General features: G+C 63.2%; 19 protein-coding genes, 1 tRNA gene and 3 pseudogenes. 9 read left to right on the top strand and 14 right to left on the bottom strand.

The window, feature by feature from the left end; translation table 11 throughout:
• Window positions 1-150: 150 nt before the first annotated feature.
• Window positions 151-945, top strand: coding sequence for an inositol monophosphatase family protein (locus NKI08_RS07600; protein WP_352768176.1), 795 nt, complete (start codon window positions 151-153; stop codon window positions 943-945).
• A 20-nt stretch (window positions 946-965) separates the two neighbouring features.
• Here NKI08_RS07600 and NKI08_RS07595 read toward each other — a convergent pair.
• From NKI08_RS07595 to NKI08_RS07570, 6 genes and pseudogenes are all read right to left on the bottom strand, one after another.
• A pseudogene (locus tag NKI08_RS07595) lies at window positions 966-1231 on the bottom strand (substrate-binding domain-containing protein); the annotation flags it as partial.
• 225 nt (window positions 1232-1456) lie between these two features.
• The gene (locus NKI08_RS07590; RefSeq protein WP_352768173.1) at window positions 1457-3988 is read right to left on the bottom strand and encodes an NAD-dependent epimerase/dehydratase family protein; all 2532 of its coding nucleotides are present in this window, start codon (window positions 3986-3988) and stop codon (window positions 1457-1459) included.
• A 190-nt stretch (window positions 3989-4178) separates the two neighbouring features.
• Window positions 4179-5066: an arginase family protein gene (locus NKI08_RS07585; protein WP_352768170.1), complete on the bottom strand. Its 888-nt coding sequence runs from the start codon at window positions 5064-5066 to the stop codon at window positions 4179-4181.
• Between the two features lie 376 nt (window positions 5067-5442).
• Window positions 5443-5943, bottom strand: coding sequence for a DUF6496 domain-containing protein (locus NKI08_RS07580; protein WP_352768168.1), 501 nt, complete (start codon window positions 5941-5943; stop codon window positions 5443-5445).
• 122 nt (window positions 5944-6065) lie between these two features.
• On the bottom strand, window positions 6066-6743 hold the full coding sequence (locus NKI08_RS07575; RefSeq protein ID WP_352564567.1) for a dienelactone hydrolase family protein: 678 nt from the start codon (window positions 6741-6743) through the stop codon (window positions 6066-6068).
• 11 nt (window positions 6744-6754) lie between these two features.
• On the bottom strand, window positions 6755-7582 hold the full coding sequence (locus tag NKI08_RS07570) for a phosphoribosyltransferase (RefSeq protein WP_352768164.1): 828 nt from the start codon (window positions 7580-7582) through the stop codon (window positions 6755-6757).
• Window positions 7583-7785: 203 nt separating this feature from the next.
• On the opposite strand from NKI08_RS07570, the gene NKI08_RS07565 reads away from it, so the two are divergent.
• Window positions 7786-8235 carry a CBS domain-containing protein gene (locus NKI08_RS07565; RefSeq protein WP_502899223.1) on the top strand — a complete coding sequence of 150 codons (450 nt, stop codon included), beginning with the start codon at window positions 7786-7788 and terminating at the stop codon, window positions 8233-8235.
• Window positions 8236-8322: 87 nt separating this feature from the next.
• On the opposite strand, the gene NKI08_RS07560 is transcribed toward NKI08_RS07565, so the two are convergent.
• The gene (locus NKI08_RS07560) at window positions 8323-8802 is read right to left on the bottom strand and encodes an Hsp20/alpha crystallin family protein (protein WP_352471471.1); all 480 of its coding nucleotides are present in this window, start codon (window positions 8800-8802) and stop codon (window positions 8323-8325) included.
• Window positions 8803-9081: 279 nt separating this feature from the next.
• On the opposite strand from NKI08_RS07560, the gene NKI08_RS07555 reads away from it, so the two are divergent.
• Together NKI08_RS07555 and NKI08_RS07550 are read left to right on the top strand one after the other, a co-directional pair.
• Window positions 9082-9519, top strand: a complete 438-nt coding sequence (locus tag NKI08_RS07555; protein WP_023677864.1) for a DUF2267 domain-containing protein — start codon at window positions 9082-9084, stop codon at window positions 9517-9519.
• 45 nt (window positions 9520-9564) lie between these two features.
• Complete coding sequence (locus tag NKI08_RS07550) at window positions 9565-10035, top strand: YbhB/YbcL family Raf kinase inhibitor-like protein (protein ID WP_352471470.1); 471 nt, start codon at window positions 9565-9567, stop codon at window positions 10033-10035.
• 24 nt (window positions 10036-10059) lie between these two features.
• On the opposite strand, the gene NKI08_RS07545 is transcribed toward NKI08_RS07550, so the two are convergent.
• Window positions 10060-11535: an FAD-dependent oxidoreductase gene (locus NKI08_RS07545; protein WP_352564565.1), complete on the bottom strand. Its 1476-nt coding sequence runs from the start codon at window positions 11533-11535 to the stop codon at window positions 10060-10062.
• A gap of 1 nt (window position 11536) precedes the next feature.
• A complete protein-coding gene (locus NKI08_RS07540) occupies window positions 11537-12547 on the bottom strand; it encodes a hypothetical protein (protein ID WP_352564563.1) in 1011 nt (336 codons plus the stop codon).
• Window positions 12548-12813: 266 nt separating this feature from the next.
• Between NKI08_RS07540 and NKI08_RS07535 the strand changes: the two genes are divergently transcribed.
• Window positions 12814-12966, top strand: a complete 153-nt coding sequence (locus NKI08_RS07535) for a hypothetical protein (protein WP_352564561.1) — start codon at window positions 12814-12816, stop codon at window positions 12964-12966.
• Window positions 12967-13108: 142 nt separating this feature from the next.
• Window positions 13109-13542 (top strand): annotated as a pseudogene (locus NKI08_RS07530) (YqaA family protein).
• A 199-nt stretch (window positions 13543-13741) separates the two neighbouring features.
• Here the strand turns inward: NKI08_RS07530 and NKI08_RS07525 are convergent.
• From NKI08_RS07525 to NKI08_RS07515, 3 genes are all read right to left on the bottom strand, one after another.
• Window positions 13742-14515 (bottom strand): sulfite exporter TauE/SafE family protein, encoded by a 774-nt coding sequence (locus NKI08_RS07525; RefSeq protein WP_352471466.1) that lies wholly within the window; start codon window positions 14513-14515, stop codon window positions 13742-13744.
• A 224-nt stretch (window positions 14516-14739) separates the two neighbouring features.
• Window positions 14740-15627, bottom strand: a complete 888-nt coding sequence (locus tag NKI08_RS07520; protein ID WP_352471465.1) for a DUF1259 domain-containing protein — start codon at window positions 15625-15627, stop codon at window positions 14740-14742.
• A gap of 92 nt (window positions 15628-15719) precedes the next feature.
• Entirely contained in the window at window positions 15720-16346 is a 627-nt protein-coding gene (locus NKI08_RS07515; protein ID WP_352564559.1) for a hypothetical protein, read from the bottom strand.
• 182 nt (window positions 16347-16528) lie between these two features.
• Between NKI08_RS07515 and NKI08_RS07510 the strand changes: the two are divergent.
• Window positions 16529-17514, top strand: a pseudogene (locus NKI08_RS07510) (alpha/beta fold hydrolase).
• On the opposite strand, the gene NKI08_RS07505 reads toward NKI08_RS07510, so the two are convergent.
• Window positions 17509-17585 (bottom strand) — tRNA-Arg (locus NKI08_RS07505). The pseudogene NKI08_RS07510 and the gene NKI08_RS07505 overlap by 6 nt on opposite strands.
• A gap of 47 nt (window positions 17586-17632) precedes the next feature.
• Window positions 17633-18325, bottom strand: coding sequence for a winged helix-turn-helix transcriptional regulator (locus NKI08_RS07500; RefSeq protein ID WP_352457625.1), 693 nt, complete (start codon window positions 18323-18325; stop codon window positions 17633-17635).
• 338 nt (window positions 18326-18663) lie between these two features.
• Here NKI08_RS07500 and NKI08_RS07495 point away from each other — a divergent pair, with 338 nt between their 5' ends.
• Both NKI08_RS07495 and NKI08_RS07490 read left to right on the top strand, forming a co-directional pair.
• The gene (locus NKI08_RS07495; protein WP_023677873.1) at window positions 18664-18990 is read left to right on the top strand and encodes a DUF1330 domain-containing protein; all 327 of its coding nucleotides are present in this window, start codon (window positions 18664-18666) and stop codon (window positions 18988-18990) included.
• Between the two features lie 127 nt (window positions 18991-19117).
• The gene (locus NKI08_RS07490) at window positions 19118-19642 is read left to right on the top strand and encodes a hypothetical protein (RefSeq protein ID WP_502898360.1); all 525 of its coding nucleotides are present in this window, start codon (window positions 19118-19120) and stop codon (window positions 19640-19642) included.
• The last annotated feature ends 84 nt before the right edge of the window (window positions 19643-19726 follow it).

The following is a 19726-nucleotide window of genomic DNA, read 5'->3' as shown; positions in this document are numbered from 1 at the left end:
ACTGTCGCTGTCGGGCGCATGGAAGACCGGTCGGCCTCGGGGCCGCCCCGCAAAAGGCAGGGCTCGTCATTTGCACGCTCTTAGCTTCACCGCTAAGCTTCTTTGGCTGGGGTATTTTCCTCAGATCACATTCGCCATCCCAAGGATCTCATGACACCCGACACAGCAACGCGCGAACAGTTCGCCATCGATCTCGCGCGGCGCGCCGGCGCGCTCGGCCTGAAGTATTTTCGCGACCTCGACAGCCTCGCCATCGAGAGCAAAGGTCATCAGGACATGGTCTCGCAGGCTGACCGCGAGGTCGAGCTGTTCATCCGTGCGGCAATGAAAGCCGCTTACCCGACCGATGGAATTGTCGGCGAGGAGCATGCCTCGGTCACCGGATCGAGCGGGCATGTATGGGTGATCGATCCGATCGACGGCACTGCGAACTTCGTGCGGGGCATTCCGGCCTGGTGTGTGGTCATCGCCTGCGCCAAGGACGGCGACACTGTCGTGGGTGTCATCCACGAGCCCTCTACCGGCGAAACGTTCCATTGCCGCAAGGGGGGCGGCGCTTTTCTCAACGGCAAGCCGATCAGGGCAAGCGCGGCCACCAGCCTGACCGACGGCTCGTTGGGCACCGGCTTTTCCAACCGCGCCGAAATTCAGAACGTCGCAACGCTCATCGGCTTGCTGTTTTCAAAGGGCGGCGTGTTTTTCCGTAACGCATCCGGCGCGTTGATGCTCGCCTATGCGGCCGCCGGCAGGCTGCTCGGCTATGTCGAAGAGCATATGAACGCCTGGGACTGCCTGGCAGGCATGCTGCTGGTGGAAGAAGCCGGCGGCACTATAGTCAAGCCCGACCCAAAGACGGTGCTGGAAAACGGCGCGCTGGTGATTTGCGCCGGCAGCGGCGTGTTCGCCCAGGTCCGCCAGCTCTGCGTGCAATCCTTCAAGCTTTGATCAGAACCGGTCCGCATGAGCAGCGGCGATTTGTATTCCACTGTCAGGCCCTCCTCGGCTGCCTGCAGATGCGGATCGCCGGCTCCGCCCCACCAGATGTCTCCCTTTGGGTTGGCGGCCTCGGCGCGCAATTGCGCATAGATTTCGCCAGCGCTCTTGCGGGTCATATTGACGTGATGCCGGTCTTCTCCTCGAACGCCCGCGCCGTCTGCTGGCACCAGACCTCGTCAACGCCGCAAGACATGGTCAGGCTTTCGGCGGACGCCGATGACGACGCGGCCCACATACCGGCGGCGAGGATGCCGGCGCAGAGAATTGCCCTTTTATCATGTTGAAATTCCTCCCTAATTTATTTGCCGACTTATGAAATGCAGATACGCGGAAAATTCAAGTTGGAAGGGTACGGCCGCCTTTGCGCCTTTCGCCGACTTCCCGCTCGATGTGTTCGACAGGTTGATGCGGATCAATCTTTGCAGCCACCTGGCCGACCGTCCTGCGCCGCCGAACATTCTCAGACGATGGCCCGGTCCCAGCCGCCATAATGCGCAGCGCTGCGCGTGCCGCGCGGCAGGCTGAGCCCGACCAGCAGCGCTCCGATCGCCAGATTGGCGAGGCTCGCCGCCGCGCCGCCGGCGAGCATGAACGGAGAGAGGGCGATCCAGGCTCCAAGCGCTATGTTCACAAAACGGACGGCGCGCGCCACCTCGGCCATCGCCGTAACGGCGATCATGATGACCAGGCAGCCGGTGACATGGTCACTGAAGTAGAGCGGCGGGCTGGTGCCGAAGACAAGCGGCGTGATCATCAGCAGGGCGCCGGCGAGTGTGCTGGCGACAAGGGTCCGGGGGAAATTCACACCGCCAGTGATGAAGTCCCGCGCCACTGCCGATAGCGGCCGGTCGAGATCCGGCGTTGGCGTCTGGTCCTCCGAAAGTGCCGGACCTCCGCACCAGAATGTGCGCCAGAACGGCTCTCCCGCTTGTTTCGCGTGCCAAAGATACTGGCAGCTCGCCAGCACCTCGTCGACCGAATAAGGGATGAGGACGACGGTGACGGCAGCCTGGACGATGCAGAGCGTGCACAGCGCCCCGATGAGCGGTGGCTGGATGATGATGAAGCCGACGCTGACCACACCGAGCGGAACGACCAGCAAGCCGAACAAAAGCACCATCCACGGCATGGTGCGCCAGCGGCGGCGATCGCCGATCGCGCCCGCGAGGATATCCAGCGCATAGGCGAAGGCGCCCAGCCCGGCATCGGCGATCGGAAAACCCTTGGAGACCCAGGAGGTGACCACCGCCTCGCTGCCATTGCCGGCCGGCGTTTCGCCCGGGCCGAAGAACGGATCCCAAAGACTGTCGATGTGCCCTAGCTGATAGGCAGCGAGATAGCGCGAGACGAACAGGCCGACAAAGGCGAGGCCGATTATGGGAATGCGCTGGGTGAAGAGGGAGGGCGAATAGCTCCAGCCGAGCGGGCGGTCGTCATCGGCGGCAAGGGCACGCCGGCTGATACCCGGCGTCGGCGGGATCATCACCGCGAACGCGACGATCAGCATGCCGGCCAACGTGTCGGTCGCGTAGGCTCCGGCGCTGGTGGTCCAGAACAGCAGCGGCGCGAACATCACCCAAACCCCGATCGAGGCGGTGATCCATTGCAGCCCGTGCCAGCGCCGGCGCGTGCCGACTAGCGCCAGCGACAGGATGGCGAGGCCGGATACAATCTCACTGATGCCGAGCCTGCCGTCGCGCGTCTCCGGCGAGGCGATCTCATGTCCGAGCGCCGGCGGAATCGGTGCTGAAGCGGGATCGAACAGGCCGAGCGTGAAGGGCGACGCCACGAGCCACAGCCCGATCGCAACGTTGGTCAGCGGCGCCCAGAGCGTTGCGGCCCGGCGGCGTTCGGTTTCCGCCTCGACCTCGTCGTCCGAGCGCTCGAGCGGGCGCTGCAGCCGTTCGGCGGCCTGGTCGAGCTCGGGCGCGGAAGCGGCGGCCGCCGACGGTTCAAGCTTGTTCTTCTTATACCAGTCGGTAGGATCCGCCTTCAGCCGCCGGATCATTTCCGGCAAGGTAGCGGTCAGGCTGTGCCGCGGGTTCCAGCCAAGCAGGCGCCTGGCGCGGGAGATGTCGATCTCGTAGTGATCGTCGGCGTTCTCGATCATCCATGGTTTGATGTCGGACTCCTGATCGAGAACCTTCTCCTGCATCCAGGCGCCGAGCTTCGTCACCTCTTTTGGCAGGGACAGGGTCCGCCAGGTTTCGCCATGCAGGAGCTGCCCGATCTGCTTCTGCATGTCGTCGTAGGACGGCGTCTCTTCTTCGCCGATCAGCAGTACGGTCTCGTTGGGAAGCGCGCTACGCCGGTCGACGGTGCGCACCACGGCGTCGACGAGATCGTCCAGATGCAGGTAGGGCTGGCCGGTGGTGATGTCGCCGGTGAAAAGATAGGCGGTCGGCATGCGCTCGAAAATGCGGGCGATCTGCTGGGCGATGAAGGCCGCGTGACAATCCTCGTCATAGACACCCGCCAGTCGCAGGATCGCAACCTTGATGTCGCCGTGCTCCTTCAGGATCAGCGTCTCGGTCTCGGCCTTCGATCTCGGATAGGCCCAGGCCGGATCGATCGGCGATCGCTCGTCGATCCTGGCGCCCTTCGCCGGGCTCGGCGCATGCACCAGCAACGTGCTCGAAAACACGAACTGCTCCGTCTCGAACCCCCTCAGCGCGTTCAGCAGCCGGCGCGTTCCCTCGACGGTCACCGCGCCGTATTTCGGATTATCCTCGCCGGTCGTGTCGTAATAAGCCGCGAGATGGATTACCGAGGCAACGCGGCCGCCGCTCCGCTCGCGCACCTCGGCCAGTGCCTTCGCCACGCTCGCGTCCGAGGTAAGGTCGATCTCGATCGTCTCGACGCCGGGCAAGGATCGTCTGGCAACATCAAGGCCGATGATGTCGTAGCGCTCCATCAAGCCGCGAGCGATGGCTTGGCCCAGAAACCCGCTGCTGCCTGTGATCAGGACGGTGGGACGGGTTTTGCCGGTCATGGCGAATCTCCTTGGCGATAGCCGGGTAGAAGAAGCCGAATGCTTCGGTCGCACACTCGGAACCATGTTCGTTGAGAACGGTTCCCGATGAGGTAGCACCACAGAATGGGTGCGCGCGGCGATCCGTCAGACCGACGGCCATTCGTGCCGGCGGATTGCGTTCGTGCACAAGTGCAGGACTCCCATTGGTCTACCGGCCGCGAAGGGAAGCGACCAGAATGTCGATCAGCAGCTTGCCGCAGCGACGATCCGGATCGCGGTCGGGATCATAGATCGTCACCTCCATCCCAATCACGCGTGGATCGTTGCACCATGTGCGAAGGGCTTCGACAGCTTCGTCGGGCAAGACACCGCCGGCCTCCGGCGAATCGACAGCCGACATGATCTCGCTGTCCAGCACGTCGACATCGAAGTGAACGAATACACCCTCGACGTCCTGCCCTGTGATCGCGTCAAGCGCTATGCGTGCCGCATCGGCGAAGCCGCGCTGCCGCACGTCAGCCAAATCCATCCGGTGAACATCGGTTTCGAAGACGGCCTTGGACGTGTAAGTCGCGGGGTCCTGCACATCGCGATAGCCAAACGCGACTACGTCGGCCTCACGGACCAAAGGAGTGTGCTCGCCGAAATCGGTCAGGAGCGTCGGGCCATGGCCGGTCACGAAGGCCAAATCCATGCCCGCGGCTCCCTTTGACGGCGAGGTATCCGGCAATTTGAAATCGGTGTGCCCATCGAAGAAGATAAGGCCGTAGCGGCCACGACGCCGCAGCGCGAGCGCAGGGCCAAGCAACACACTGCAATCGCCGCCGAGCATGAGCAGGAACCCTCCCGAGTTCAGCTCCTCGTCGACCGCTTCGGCAAGCGTCTTGGAATACTGGCGCAGGGCCTGGGCATTGCGCACGCCCGTCGCAGGATCCACCTCAGGCCGATAAGGCGGAGCCCGAACCGAGCGCAACGGACCGGCGCCTAAACGGTCGGCGAGACCAAGCGATTGAAGTGTCTCCGGCGCCTTCCACACGCCGGGCTCCGGCTCACCCTCCTGCGGCATCAGCCCAAGATTAGAGGGCGCGCCGAGCAAAGCGATATGTCTCGTCTGAGTGGTGTCTCGCGGCATTGTCGTGCTGGCAGCTGAGGTCATGATCAGAGTTCTCCGCGTTATGGGCGATACGCATCATGCTCAAGAGACAGGCTGCGCTTTCCTGACCGGTCTCCCGCTGCCCTTGCCGCCGAGTACCTCCGGTCGGTGTCACGCGTCAGGCAGCGTCGCGAGTGACGCGTATTGCTCGTTCAGCGCCACCGTGTCGTCAGCGGTGATTTCGAAGTCGATGTTGTCCCGCAGATGCAGGCTCTGGTTCGCCTTGGGCAGCGGCGTTGTCCCGCGCTGCCGGGGCAGATCTCGATACCGGTCGCTTGGGCCATATCGGATTTCCAGGAGGCGAACTGCCGTCTTTGAACTATGCGTGGTGCGCGCGCGTTCTGGCGGCCTTCTGCGCCGCCGCCTTCCTTCCGCTGGCGCCGTTCGTCTCGGCGGCCTTCTTGGCGGCGGCCGAGCGCTCCTCAGCCGTCCGGCGCGAGGCCGCACGCTTGGCCTGCTGCGCCAGCGCCTCGTGCGAAGCCGTGCTCTTCGGCTCGTGCTCGAGCACCTTGGAGACGGCTTTCGACACCCGCGGGCGGCGTTTCGGCGTGCGTTCACCCTGGCCGGCCTCATAGGCGTATTCGGCGCTTTTGCGCGTGCTCTCCTTCACCTTGCCCTTTTTGGGCGGGGGCAGGTCTACGCCTGCGCGTCTTGCCTCGGAAAGCCCGATGGCGATGGCCTGCTGCGTCGAGCGCGCGCCGTGCTCGCCGCGGCGGATTTTATCGATCTCCTCGTGCACGAACTCGCCGGCCTGTGTGCTCGGCGATTTGCCCTCGCGCTTGTCCTTTCGGGCCTTCTCGATGGTTTTCTTGTCCGGCATTGTCTTTCTCCCTCATACGGGTTGCGACAGCCATTCGGGTTGCAGCTGCGCGCGGTCTTATGAGAATCATAACGCGTTGAGGACGCAAATGATCCCGGGACTGGTGATCCAAGCCCCAGCTGTCAGGACGTCGACGCCGATCTGTCCGAAGTCAGATGGCGCAAGAACCATCGGCTCGCCAGACCCGCGACTTCGTCCAGGGCGCCGGGCTCCTCGAACAGGTGCGTCGCGCCAGGGACGATGGCGAGCTCCTTCTCGCAGCGGAGCGCCGCCAGCGCCGAGCGGTTGAGCGCGATCACCTGCTTGTCCGCGCCTCCGACGACGAGCAAGGTCGGCGCCCGGACGCGCGGCAGGGCGTGCGCTGCAAGATCGGGCCGGCCACCACGCGAAACTACGGCCGCGGCCTGGTCGGGCCGCTCGGCCGCCGCCACCAGGGCGGCACCGGCGCCCGTGCTCGCGCCGAAATAGCCAAGACGCAACCCCGACGTGTTCGGCGAGGCGCCGAGCCAATCCGTGACGCCGACCAGCCGGTCGGCGAGCAATCCGATATTGAAGCGCAACTCCGCCGTGACCTGGTCGATCCGCTCCTCTTCGGCCGTTAACAGGTCGATGAGGAAGGCGGCGAGGTTCGCCTCGTTCAGCCTTCCGGCCACGTAGCGGTTGCGCGGGCTGTGGCGGCTGCTTCCGCTGCCGTGGGCGAAGAGCACAAGGCCGCGAGCATCCGGGGGCAACGAAAGATTGCCCTCAAGCGTGACAAGCCCCGCGGGAACATGCACGACGTGCTCGCTATCCCGGTCCATATCCACCTCCGCTATGTCGATCTGGTGCCAGGCGCCGGACCCGCGCTCGCGCGCCCAGCCAATTCCTCTTCGGAAGCGGCAGGCTTGTGGGAAGCCGCAGGCTTGGGCACGGACCTGGCGAGGAGCGCGCGGACCTCTTCATCGCTCGTCTGCGAGAAATCCACGTACCAGCGCCCGACACCCAGCAACGGCTCTGGTGTCGTCGCGCAAACGACCTCGTCGGCGTCCGCCCGCATCGCGTCGCAAGTGTCGGGGCTACCGACGGGAACGGCCGCGACAATATGGGCGGCGTGGTTTTTTCGCAGCGCCTTGATCCCGGCCCGCATGGTCGATCCGGTCGCAAGCCCGTCATCCACGAGGATAATGGTTCGTCCATTCAACTGCGGTGGGGGTCGCCCGTCCTTATAGAGGTGCTCGCGGCGCAGAAGCTCTTTTTCCTCCTTTGCAGCGACCGCGTCGATGACATGTGGCGGGATCGCGAGACCGTTGACGATTTCGTCGTTCAGGACACGTACACCTGAGGGCGCGATCGCCCCCATGGCCAGTTCCTCGTGACCGGGGACGCCGAGCTTGCGCACGACGAAGACGTCGAGCGGTGCCTTGAGTGCCTGCGCGACCTCGTAGCCGACCGGCACGCCGCCTCGAGGCAGCGCCAATACGATCACATCGTCGCGGCCGGCAAAGCGAACGAGTTCCCCGGCGAGTTGCCGCCCGGCCTCGCGGCGATCTGAAAAGATGATAGCCATGACCTTCAATCCGCGTGCATCTGTTTTCCCGGTGGATGTTTTTTCACCAGCCTGCGTCCACATTCCGTGGGATGGCTGCGGCACCGGTACCATTTTGGAACTCGCTCGCTGCCTGGACGTTCCAAGAATAGTTTCGATCGCGAGGTGCCGGCACCGGCACGCGCCTCAGCGCGGATCGGGAAGATCGAAGTAGTGATCCGTACATGCCTCGTCCGGCCAGCTGGCAATCTAGCGATGCGTCGCAACAGGTCCGTCTGGCGACTTGTTGCCTCAGCAATCAGGGAAAGGAAGATCCCATGCAAGTTCAGGAGATCATGAGCCGTCGGACCGAACTGGTCGGCCCGAACACGACAATCAGGGATGCCGCCCGGAAAATGCGGGCCGACAATCTCGGCGCCCTTCCGGTCGGCGAGAATGACAGGCTGGTCGGCATGGTGACAGACCGCGACATCGTGATGCGCGGCGTCGCCGAGGAGCGCTCAGCCGGCAACACGACCGTTCGCGAGGTCATGTCCGAGCATGTCTATTGGTGCTTCGATGACGCCGATATCACCGATGCGGCGAAGATCATGGCCAAGCATCAGAAGATCATGGCCAAGCATCAGGTGCGTCGTCTTCCGGTGATCAATCACGACAAGCGCCTCGTCGGCGTCATCGCCCTGGCCGACCTCGGGCGGACCGATGAGGAAGCCGCCAAAATCGCTCTCGAAGGCGTTTCCGAGGCAACGGACGATCCCCGGCGCTAGACGCTCGCTGGGCGGTTGCCGCCGTGCTCGCCGTTCTTCTCCATCTGGGCTGAACGCCGCCTGCTCAGGCAGCCTTCAGTTTGGCAACTATCGCGCTTTCACTTCTATGCGGCGTGTCTTGTCCTTTGCAGCGGGGTTCTTCGGAAGCTCGACAGCCAAAATGCCGTTTCTGAAAGTGGCCTGCACCTTGTCGGCATCGATCTCCGCTTCCAGCGGGATGGTCCGCTGAAACCGGCCATAACTGCGTTCGCTGTAGGTGCGGCCGCCTTCGCCTTCTTTGTGCTCCGAACGCTTCTCGCCCGTAATAAAGAGGGTGTTTTCGCGCAGCTTGAGCTCAACGTCCTTCTGCTCGAGCCCCGGCAATTCGGCGGTGACCTTATAGGCTTGGTCTGTTTCATGTACGTCGACGCTCGGCCAAAGATCGCCGGCCGTAGTCGCTTCGGCCATCGGTGCGAAGAAGTCGTCGAACAGGCGGTCAATCTGCCGGTGGAATGACGTGAGCGGGTCGCGCGCGGATGGGTAGAGGCTGCGCGATGGCGTCCGGGGCGCCAAATCGTGATGTGCCATGGTTCTTCTCCTGTTTTTTGTGTCTGCATCACTCGTCGCCATGTGATCGGCGACGGCAAACAAAACTCGTCCACCCATGAGGATGTTCCGGTGCCGGCCAAGAAAGGTGGTCGAAAAACAGCGGCAAAAAAGCCGGCCCGAATCCCCTCATGACGGGCCGACAACAGACGGGACCTCCGACAATAAATGCGCATCAGGACATGCGCATGGGGGAACAACGGGCAGGTACGGCTGTTTGGTCACATCACCTAGTCGGATTTGAACGGAAGGAGGATCTCGATGAACGCCACCGGACTCGACGTATTCGACAAGACACTGCAGACCACGAACATCTGGCTCGACGAGATCATGGACGAGATTGGACCGGATCGGCAGGTCGCCTGGCACGTTCTCGGAGCGGTGCTGCACGCCCTGCGCGACCGTATGCAGCCGGATCTTGCAGCCCACCTCGGCTCGCAGCTGCCGATCCTGGTGCGCGGCGCCTTCTATGACCAATATCAGCCTTCCAAAGCTCCCGAGAAGATGCGGTCGCTCGACGAGTTTCTGGCCAAGATCAAGGCGGAGCTGGAATTTACCCGCCCGGTCGATTCCAAGGATGCATTCAGGGTCGTGTCCAAGGTACTCGCCCATCACGTCGGAGAAGGACAGATGCACAAGGTCTGGGAATCCCTGCCGGGCGAGATAAGACGCGTCGCCGAAGCTCAGCAAGCGGCGTGAACGGCGCAGGCGCGGGCTTCTCGCAACCTCCTTGGGGAAATAGCAATGCCACTCACCCTTATCAGCCCAGCGTTCCGGGCAGGCGGAAGAATTCCCGAAAAATATGCGCGTGACGGCCAGAACGTCTCGCCGCCGCTGAAGTGGTCCGGTGTCCCGGATGGTACCAAGAGCCTTGTTCTTGTCGTGCGGGATCCCGATGCACCAAGCGGGATTTTCGGGCACTGGGCGGTGTTCAACATCCCGCCGGATGCCGGGGGACTAGCCGAGGCCGAAGACGGCAAGCCCGGCCCGTCGGCACTCAGGCAAGGCACCAACGATTTCGGCAATGCGTATTACGACGGTCCGCAGCCGCCTGCAGGGCACGGCGTCCACCATTACCACTTCCTGCTGGCCGCGCTCGATGTGCCGAGCCTCAGCGTACCAGGACAGGCGGGCGTGCATCAGGTCTGGAAGCAAGCCCAGAAACACGCATTGGAGGAGACGGAGCTGGTCGGAACCTACGAACGGCCGGCGTGACGCGGGCCGTGTCGGTCGCCGCCTTCACAATGTAATCTGGGCAAGCGGTTTTCGGGCAGGGCCGTGGATGACCGAACCGTCGGCGGCGAAGATCGAGCCGTGGCAGGGACAATCCCAGGTGTGGTCCGCATTGTTCCAGGTTACGGTGCAGCCCTTGTGGGTGCAAATCGCCGAAACCGCCTGGAGTGCGCCTTCGGTGTCTCTCCACGCCGCAATCTTTTCGTCTCCCCTGACGATCACGCCGCCCATACCAGGCGCAATGTCGTGGGTGCTCGAGACGATCGATTGACTGCGGCCGTTCTTGTGGAAGTCCTCAGGATAGGGCCGGGCCGGATCGTAGAGTTTTTGCCATGGGCTCGGGCGGCCGCAGATCAGGTCGGCGATCATCTCGCCCACGGCCGTCCCGTTGGTGATGCCCCAGGCGTTGAAGCCCGTGGCAATGTGGAAGCCGGCGGCCTTGGCGGGATAGGGTTCGCCGGCATATGGGATCCTGTCGGCCGTATCATAGTCCTCATTGCACCAGCGCCAGGCGACGTCGCCGACCGGAAGGTTCTTTCTTGCCCAGTTTTCCAGTTCGACAAACCGCTTGGCCACGTCGCCGTCCCAGCCGGTGTTGAACTTGGGGCCGAGCGTGACCAGCAGTGGCCCTTCGGCATCACGGCCCGTGCGGATGGAATGCGTCGGGTCGTCGATGCCGATGAACATGCCGTCGACAGGGAGGGGATCGTCGATCCGAAAGGCCATGGCGGTGTGGCAGCGCGGTTGCGTCCGGTTCGCCATGCCGACGGGGCTCTTCACCGTCATGTTGGTGGCGACGACGACGTGCCCGGCATCAACGGCGCCGCCATCGGTGACGACGCGCCAGCGACTTGCCTCGTCGATCGAGGTGGCGCGGCTGTTTTCGAAGATCCGACCGCCACGGGCCGTCACCGCTTCCGCCAGGCCAACCAGATACATCGCCGGATTGAACTGCGCCTGGTCGGGGAACCGTAGCGCGGCGGCCGTTACGAAAGGCAGCGGCGCGCGGTCGAGGATCTCGGCCTCCAGCCCGACCTGGCGCGCGGCCTCCGCCTCGGCCGCAATCTCCGCGCAGCGGCTTTCACTGCAGGTGTAGGTATAGGCGTCCTTGCTCTCGAAATCGCAGGCGATGGCGCAGTTGTTAACCCAATCGCGGATTTGGCGCGCGCCGGCGGAATTCGCATCGGCATAGGTCTGCGCCAGGTCCCGGCCAACGCTGTCGATGAGATGACGATAGATCAGCGCATGCTGCGTGGTGATCTTGGCCGTCGAGCGGCCGGTCACCTGGCCGCCTGTGCGCAGGCCTTCGAGGACGACCACCGACCGGCCCGCCTCGCAAAGCCGAAGCGCCGTCGTCAGCCCGACAATTCCAGCACCCACGACAACGGCGTCCGCACGGATCGACCCTTCGAGCTGGGGATAGTTCGTGGAGGCGGCTGCCGCCACCCAACAGCTTCCCGGTTTTCCCAAGAGAATGGCCATTTCAACCGCGCCCCTTGCGTCTCCATGCACTTCCATCGACAACCGCGCCGGCGGAGGAACGTTCCCGAGCTTGGTCGCTTTCAATCATTGTCTCGCCACCCCGGGTCAGAAAAGCGCCGGGAAGGTGCGAGGTGCAGGCCATCACCCAGGTGATCGCCTCGCGGTCGTATTCGTCGCCGGAGCGCCAGTCCTCGAAGAAGGCGTTCAGCCTATCGACACGCCCCGGCCAGATACCGGCGGCCTGCAGGCCGAGCGAAACGCCGTAATTGGTGAAGGCGAACTTGGTATCGCGCAGCCATGGCGCGCGGCTGAAATAACCGGGCGGGTCGACCCACATCGTTTCCAGGGTTCGCTGCGAACGCCTCGTCTGGGCCTCGGCCCACGGCTCGTCGGGAAAGAAATGGGCGAGCCACAGCATCATGCCGAGGCCGAGGTCCTGCTCGATGTCGAGCCTGCGCCAATCGCGCTCCATCAGGGCACGCATCTGCGCGATCTCGGGCGCCAGTTCCTCGTCGTCGAGCATTCGGTAAGAGACGTAGCCGTCATAGGCATCCATGCTGCCGAGGCCGTAGCCGGGGTAAGGACCGCTCAAATCCTCCTGCATCTTCCAGATCACGCCGCGGCCAGGGACCACAAACGCCGGGTGAATGTCCCGCGCCAGCGCAATGCCGCGCTCGCGGTATTCCGGCCTCAGATCGCCGAGACGCGCCAAAGCAAACAGCCACATCGCCAGATAGTGGAAGTACTGGCCGTCGCGATCGGCCGCTTCGCCGATCCTCAGTCCGCGCCGGCGGCCGAGCACACGCTCGACATCCACGACCAGCCGCTCGGCCGCGTCCAGCCAGCGCTGTTCGCCAGTTTCTGTGCAAAGCGAGACGTAGAGCACGACCCCGAATGCGTCGGTCCACAGATACCGCAAGCCGTTGGGCCAGATGCCTTCGGCGCGCATCCAGTCGAGTTTTTGCAGGACATAATCGACGTCACGCAGCATCGCGCCAAGGCCCGAATCCACGGCAGACTTTGCCGATGTTCGGTTCCATGCGATTGCGGGCATACGGCATATCTGCCTCCGCTCCGGTTGGCCTTAGCCAGATACCCGAAACGATCTGATCGGCGGCAGGTTCCTTGGCCGCTTTCACCGGCGCGACCCTCACGATTCTCGCGGAGACTTTGCAGGCTGAAGGAACAGCAGAATTATGATGCGCTGCGCTGGCCACGGACCGGTATCGCAACTGACGCTGCGCCGGAGCCCTTTAAGGTCGCCTGGCTGCGGGGACGTTGGAAATCGTCGACACACCGGCCGGCGAGCGGACGCGGCTGACCATCGATCGCCAGGCCGACGATCTGGCAGCGACGGTGATCATCGACCGGCCCGGCGGGCCGGAGACGCTTCGCCTCGAAACCTGTCGGCGACAACCATCACCGCCTTGAGAGCACCGTCGCCCCTGCCGAACCGCATGAGTTCCAGGCAGGTCTGGTGCTGACCGCGAAAGATCGCGAACAGGTGCTGCCGTTCAAGATGGTCGAACCCGAAGGTCACCATCATTAGGTCGACTGGCGGATATGCGGTTCAATGACCGATCTCGCGGCCTGTGCTGGTCTGTTCCTGGCGGCCTTGCTCGCCGCTACGATCCTGCCGATGCAATCGGAAGCAGTGCTGGTCGAACTCATGCTTGCGGATTACTCGCCCTGGCTGTTCATCGGAGTCGCGAGCGTCGGCAACGTGCTTGGATCGGTGATCAACTGGCGGCTCGGGCGAGGCATCGAGCGCTTTCGGGGCCAACGGTGGTTTCCGATGAACCAAGCGCAACTGGACCGCGCGCAAGTGTGGTATCGCCGCTATGGAAAGTGGTCGCTCCTGCAGAGTTGGCTGCCGTTGTCGGTGATCCGCTAACCGTCGTCGCGGGCGTCCTGCGCGAGCCTTTTCGGGTTTTCCTTTTGCTGGTCACTGCCGCCAAGGTCGGCCGCTATCTGGTTCTTGCCGCCGTGACCCTGAGCGTGATCTAATCTCACGAAGCTTCTCGAAGCTGAGCTGGTTAGGTCGGCTGGTTCGAAGAGCCCTGTATGATGCGCGCGGACGGGAAGCGCTAGCTCTTTTTGACGGCGACCTTGTCGAGGGCTGCGCGCAGGCCTTTTGCCAGCTTCTGCGTATCGCGCGACCGGTCAACCAAGCTACGGCGCAGCGCTCCAGCCAACATCGACATTGTTAAGACATTCCTGTGGCCGCGCGCCAGGCCTGCACAACGAAGCTGTGCTGGTTCCAGATCATCAGCGCTCCACTCACAGCCATGAGCGCGACCACAAGGCCGCGGAACTGTCGTCCACTTAGGCGTTCGAGCCAGCGCTTGGCCAGCAGATTGGCAAGCGCAGCGCCCAAACCCGCGGCTGCGCCGTACATGACCGCCTGACCACCGAGCGCGCCGAGTCCGGTGAATACCGCGATCTTGACGACATCGGTCACAAACGAGTTCACCGATTTCGTGGCGACCAACGTCTCCTTCTCCGAACCGTAGTTCAGATAGAGCGAATTCAAGACGGGTCCCACCGTGCCCATCAGCGCCGACAACAGCGCGACGATCAGGCCGGCCGGGAGGAACCACCAGCGGCGGGCTCGGTAGCTCCGCTCGCGCGCGCCGCCGCGAAATTCCCAGACTGCACTGATCAGATAGATCCCTATGAGTATCTGGAGCCATTCCGCCCGACTGTTGGCGAAGAGCCAGGAGCCCGCAGCGGCACCGGCGATGGCGCCGGGCAGGTACCAACGGACCAGGCTCCAATCGATGTCGCGCCGGAAGGCCAGGGCGCGGATGGGATTGCCGATGAGCTCGGTCAAGGTGATGACCGGCGCAACCGCCGCGCTCCCTGTGATGAAAGTCACGGCGGGGATCAGCAATAGACCTCCGCCTCCGGCCGAGAGGGTGTTCAGTGTCCAGGTGAGGAACCCCGCCAACGCCAGAAGGCCTAGTCTAATCCAGTCCATCCGATCAGAACGAAGCGGACCTTTGATCGTTCCGAACGCGTTAGTTCGCAAAAGCCCGGCCCGCCCCTTGAGTCTCGTGTGCGATGGAAAGGTGATCTCAGGCGCAATGCTGGTGGCGGAGAGACGCCGTGCCAGAGAACCATTCCCGAGGCGGCGGGAAGAAGGCCGACGATCGCTCCGAGTCGGCCGAACTCCGCCGTTGGACGCGCGCGCGGACGCCCAATCTAGCTCTTTTTGACGGCGACCTTGTCGAGGGCTGCGCGCAGTCCTTTCGCCAGCTTCTGCGCATCGTCGTACGCCCAGAAATGCATGAAGAAGAGCCGCGGTTGCTCATCGAGCATGTGGCTATGCAACGCGGTGATCTCGATGCCGTTATCCAGCATGGCTTTGATAACCGGATTGACCTCCTTTGCTGTCAGCACAAAATCACCCGTGATCGCCGCCTTGCCGCCACCTGTCGATTGGAAGTTAATCGCTATTGCCGAGCCCATGGCCGCCGGCACTTCCATTCCATTTTCCTCGACCGGCTCAGCGCGCGAGATCGTGAACTGGTAGACCGCGCCATTGGCCTTACCCTTATAACCGATGGTTTGGTCGACACCGGCCGTGTCGAACTCGATCTGTGGTGCGGCTTGCGGCTGGGCGCCGCCTCCCATCGGTGTTTTGCTCAGCGCCAATCCGGCATGAAGCGCTGTGGCGAGCGTAACCGGGTCGCCCTGGCCGAAGACGTGCATGTAGAGTGTCATTGGCTCCGCGCGCAGCAAGTGGTTGTGTACCGCAGTGATCTCGATCCCGCTTTCTTCAAGCTTCTTCATGACCGGGTTCACCTCGTCCTGCGTCAGAACGATGTCGCCCATAACCATTGCCTGATCTCCCATGGGTTCGAACGCAATCCAGCCTCCAAGCGCAAATCCGGGTTTCAGGGCCACGCCGTCGAGCGAAACCTTCAGGTCCGTTCGCGGCAGCCCGACCCGGTAGACGCCATCAGGCGTCTCGGTTCCGGATTTGCCGAGCGCCTTAGCGATTGTTTGCCAATCGGGTGCCGCCGATGCCGGTTGGAGCAGCGCCGACATCGCGATCAGCATTGCTCCGGTCACGAGTTTTGCATGCATGGGATTTCTCCTTGTGATCTGCCCCCCAATTTGTCATGCGGCTGCTGGCTTCGTGGCGGGAGGGTCGGCGCCGCGCATGATCGCGGCAATGATTACGATCGCCGGGTCGCGCTCGAGCCCATTTTTGGATCGGGCTCGCCGGCATATGGAATCCTGTCGGCCGTATCATAATCCTCATTGCACCAGCGCCCCACGACGTCGCCGACCGGAAGGTTCTTTCTCGCCCATTTTTCCAGTTCGGCAAACCGCTTCGCCACGTCGCCGTCATAGGCATCCATGCTGCCGAGACGGTAGCCGGGATATGGGCTGCTCAGATCCTCCTGCATCTTCCAGATCACGCCGCGGCCAGGGACCACAAATGCCGGGTGAATGTCCCGCGCCAGCGCAATGCCGCGCTTGCGGTATTCCGGCTTCAGATCGCCGAGACGCGCCAGGGCGAACAGCCACATCGCCAGATAGTGGAAATACTGGCCGTCGCGATCGGCCGCTTCGCCGATCCTCAGTCCGCGCCGGCGGCCGAGCACACGCTCGACATCGGCCACCAGCCGCGCGGCTTCGCCCAGCCAGCGCTCTTCGCCAGTTTCCGCATAAAGCGAGACGTAGAGCACGACCCCAAAGGCATCGGTCCAGAGATAACGCCAGCCGTTGGGCCAGATGCCTTCGGCGCGCATCCAGTCGAGTTTTTGCAGGACATAGTCGACGTCACGCAGCATCGTCACGCAGCATCGCGCCAAGCCCCGAACTGGCAGAGCCGGCCCGTGTTCGGTGTCCCGCGATTGTGAGCATGCGGCATGTCTGCCTCCGCTCCGATTGGCCTTAGCCAGATACCGCGAAACGATCTGATCGGCGGCAGGTTCCTTGGCCGCTGTCACCGGCGCGACCGGGAACCCTCGACCTGATCATGAGTTTCGGATCCAGGCGCTCACAACGGGATGCGGGGGTTACCAGTCATTTTCGGAGCCTTTCGATCGAGGAGGCAAAGTTGCGACACCGCCAAATCAGAGTTGACGGAACTACTGTCTTCTTTCGCGAGGAAGGCCCGGCCGACGCTCCCGTGCTTCTGCTGCCGCACGGCTATCCCTGTTCGTCCTATCAGTTTCGAAGGCTGATGCCCGGACTGGCTGATCGCTGGCACACGTTCGCCCCGGATTTTCCTGGCTTCGGCTACAGCGCTACGCCCGACATGGCTGCATTCGGCTACGATTTCGAGACCTATGCCGGGTTTTTGGCGGCTTTCGCGGACGCGCTCGGCCTATCTCACTATGCGCTCTGGCTGCACGATTACGGCTCGCAGATCGGATTGCGCCACGCCATCGCCTATCCGGAGCGCGTTGCCGCGCTTATCATCCAAAACGGCGACATCTACGAAGACGTGCTCGGCCCGAAATACGCAGCCATCAAGGCGTATTGGAACGACAAGACGCCCGACAAGCATCGCCCGCTGGAAGAAGCGGTGAGCGAGGAGGGCTTCCGGCACGAGTTCATCGGTGAGGTTGGCGAGGCCGTGGCCGAGCGCGTGCCACCGGATCTGTGGAAACTCCATTGGCCTCTGATGGACACGCCGCCCCGTCGGCGGCTTGCGGTCGGCCTGATGGAGAAGCTGGAGGCGAACCTCAACTGGTTCCCGAAATACCAGGCTTATCTGCGCGAACGGCAACCACCGACACTGATCGTCTGGGGTCCCGAGGATGGCTATATGCCGGCCGCATCGGCCCGCGCCTACAAGCGCGACTTGCCGCAAGCAGAGCTCCATCTCCTCAATGGCGGCGGCCACTGGCTACTGGAAACCCATTTCGATGAGGCGCTTGCGTGGTGCGCGACTTCCTCGCACGCGTTCACAGCCGAGCACCGACGCGACCGTCAGGTAACCAGTTGAAAGCGTGGTGATCCCGACAGGAATCGAACCTGTGACCTACAGATTAGGAATCTGCCGCTCTATCCTACTGAGCTACGGGACCACGCGGCCCGACACATAACCGCTTCGGGACGTTTCGCCAAGAGGCAGCTAGGCCGCTCGCTTGGGTTCGACCGCGAACGGGCTCAGGCCGAGCCAGGTCTGCATTTTGCGCGCGATGTCCTGGTCGCCCGTCAAGATAACTTTCGGCCCGGCCTTCTCGACGGTGATCAGCCCCATCCAGATTTCGGTCATGGTGTGCAGGTCGGTCGAGACGTAGAGATCGACATCGAAGCCCGGATCGTACCAGCAGAGGTCGACCTCGCCGTGCTTCTCGACGATCAGCCACCATGACCGCTTGGAGGCGGGGAGCTCCTGATACAGAAATTGTATCACCGTGCGCCCGTCGGGCAGCGGCGACGCGTTGAGATTGCGCCGCATGTCCCACATCAGCAGCGATGGATCGAGGTTCTTCAGCGACAGCCGCGACTCGACCCATTTCTGGCCCCAAAAACCCATCGCCTCGACGACGGAACGGAGATCCCTGCCTGCCTCGGTCATCCGGTATTCGAAGATGCCTTTCTCGCCGCGCACCTCCTTGCGCTCGACGATCCCGGCCAGTTCGAGCTCCTTGAGCCGTTGCGACAGAAGGGTCGGCGACATTTTGGGGACGCCGCGGCGCAAATCGTTGAAACGGGTCGAACCCGCCACCAATTCGCGAAGCAGAACCATGGTCCAGCGGGTGCACAGCACCTCGGCGGCCATCGATAACGGGCAGAACTGTTTGTATCCAGACTGGGTCACGATGTTGCCTTCCCTCAAACTCCGCCGGAACCGTAGGCCTTTCCCGGCGACGCGGCGAGTACAGAAACTGTACCGGCCCAGTGCGGTGGATTCGAAGTTCCTGCTTTCTGGGTGGCATCAGCATTAGGAACTTCAAATCCAAAACCACACTGGAAATCCAAGCACTTGCTGGTGTGGCTTTTGAATCCGAAATTCGCTCGCTGCGTTGCTCCAAAGTGAATGCGAATTTCGGATTCGCCACACCAGTACAGATCGCGGACTGGCTGGCGCCGGCCCTGCCATGCGACCCCTTGGCCGCTGCACGGGATACCCCTGTGCACGACCAGGAGACATGACCCATGACCGCTTACGTTATCGCAGACATCAAGGTGAGGGACCCGAAGTGGATGCCGGCCTATGCCGCGTCGGTCCACGACCTCGTTCACAAGCACGGCGGCAGATATCTGTCGCGCAGCGGCAATGTGAAGACGCTCGAAGGCAAGCCGCTCGACACCACGCTGATCGCCTTGATGGCGTTCCCGACCGAGGCAGCGGCGCGCGCCTTCACCGACGATCCTGCCTACGCGCCGTTCGTTTCGGCCCGTCAGGGCGGCAGCGACAGCCGTTTCCAGCTGATCGACAACTCCGATCTGGCCGGAACCATCCCGTATCTGCCGAAGGGATGATCTTGCCCTGCATTCGACGCATCGGGACAGGAATCTCCCAGCAACAACAGCCACAGCGCCCACCTGCCGGACCTCCCTACTTCCGGTGGCCGGCCGGGCTGTGCTTTTCAAGAAGAATGGAATGACTATGACAATCAACTTTCGCAATAGAGTTCTCGCTGCCGCGGCGCTGCTGTCGGCCTGCACTGCGTTGGCGCAGGCGCATCAGGCAGCGCCCGCGTCCGGTCCCAATCCGCTGGCCGACAAGGTACGCGCGGCCAACAGCCGCTTCGAGAATGTGGCGGCGGCGACCGCTGAGGGCTATGCGCCGATTCCCTGCGCCAGCGGCATCACCGGCGGCGCCATGGGCATCCATTACGTCAATCCCGGCTACCTCAAGGACGACGCTGTCGATGTCGCCAAGCCGGAAGCGGTGATGTACGAGCCGATGGCCGACGGCACGCTAAAACTGATCGCCGTCGAATACATCACCTCGAAAGGCCCCGCCTCGCTCGATGGACATCTGTTCAACTTCAACAGCGCCCCCAACCGCTATGGCCTCGGCCCGTTCTACGAGCTGCATGTCTGGGCCTGGAAGGGCAACCCGACCGGCGCGTTCGCGGACATGAACCCGAACGTGTCGTGCGAACCGACGACTGCTGCCAGCCAGTAAGCAGCCGAGCCAGGCGGCGCCAACGCCGCCTGGCCGCGCTGAATTGCGGGGCAGCCGGCAACGGGCGCAAAGACGGCTCAGAGA

This window comes from Mesorhizobium sp. M0768 (genome assembly GCF_040320195.1).
GTDB lineage: Bacteria > Pseudomonadota > Alphaproteobacteria > Rhizobiales > Rhizobiaceae > Mesorhizobium.
This window is presented reverse-complemented; position numbering and strand designations above follow the sequence as displayed.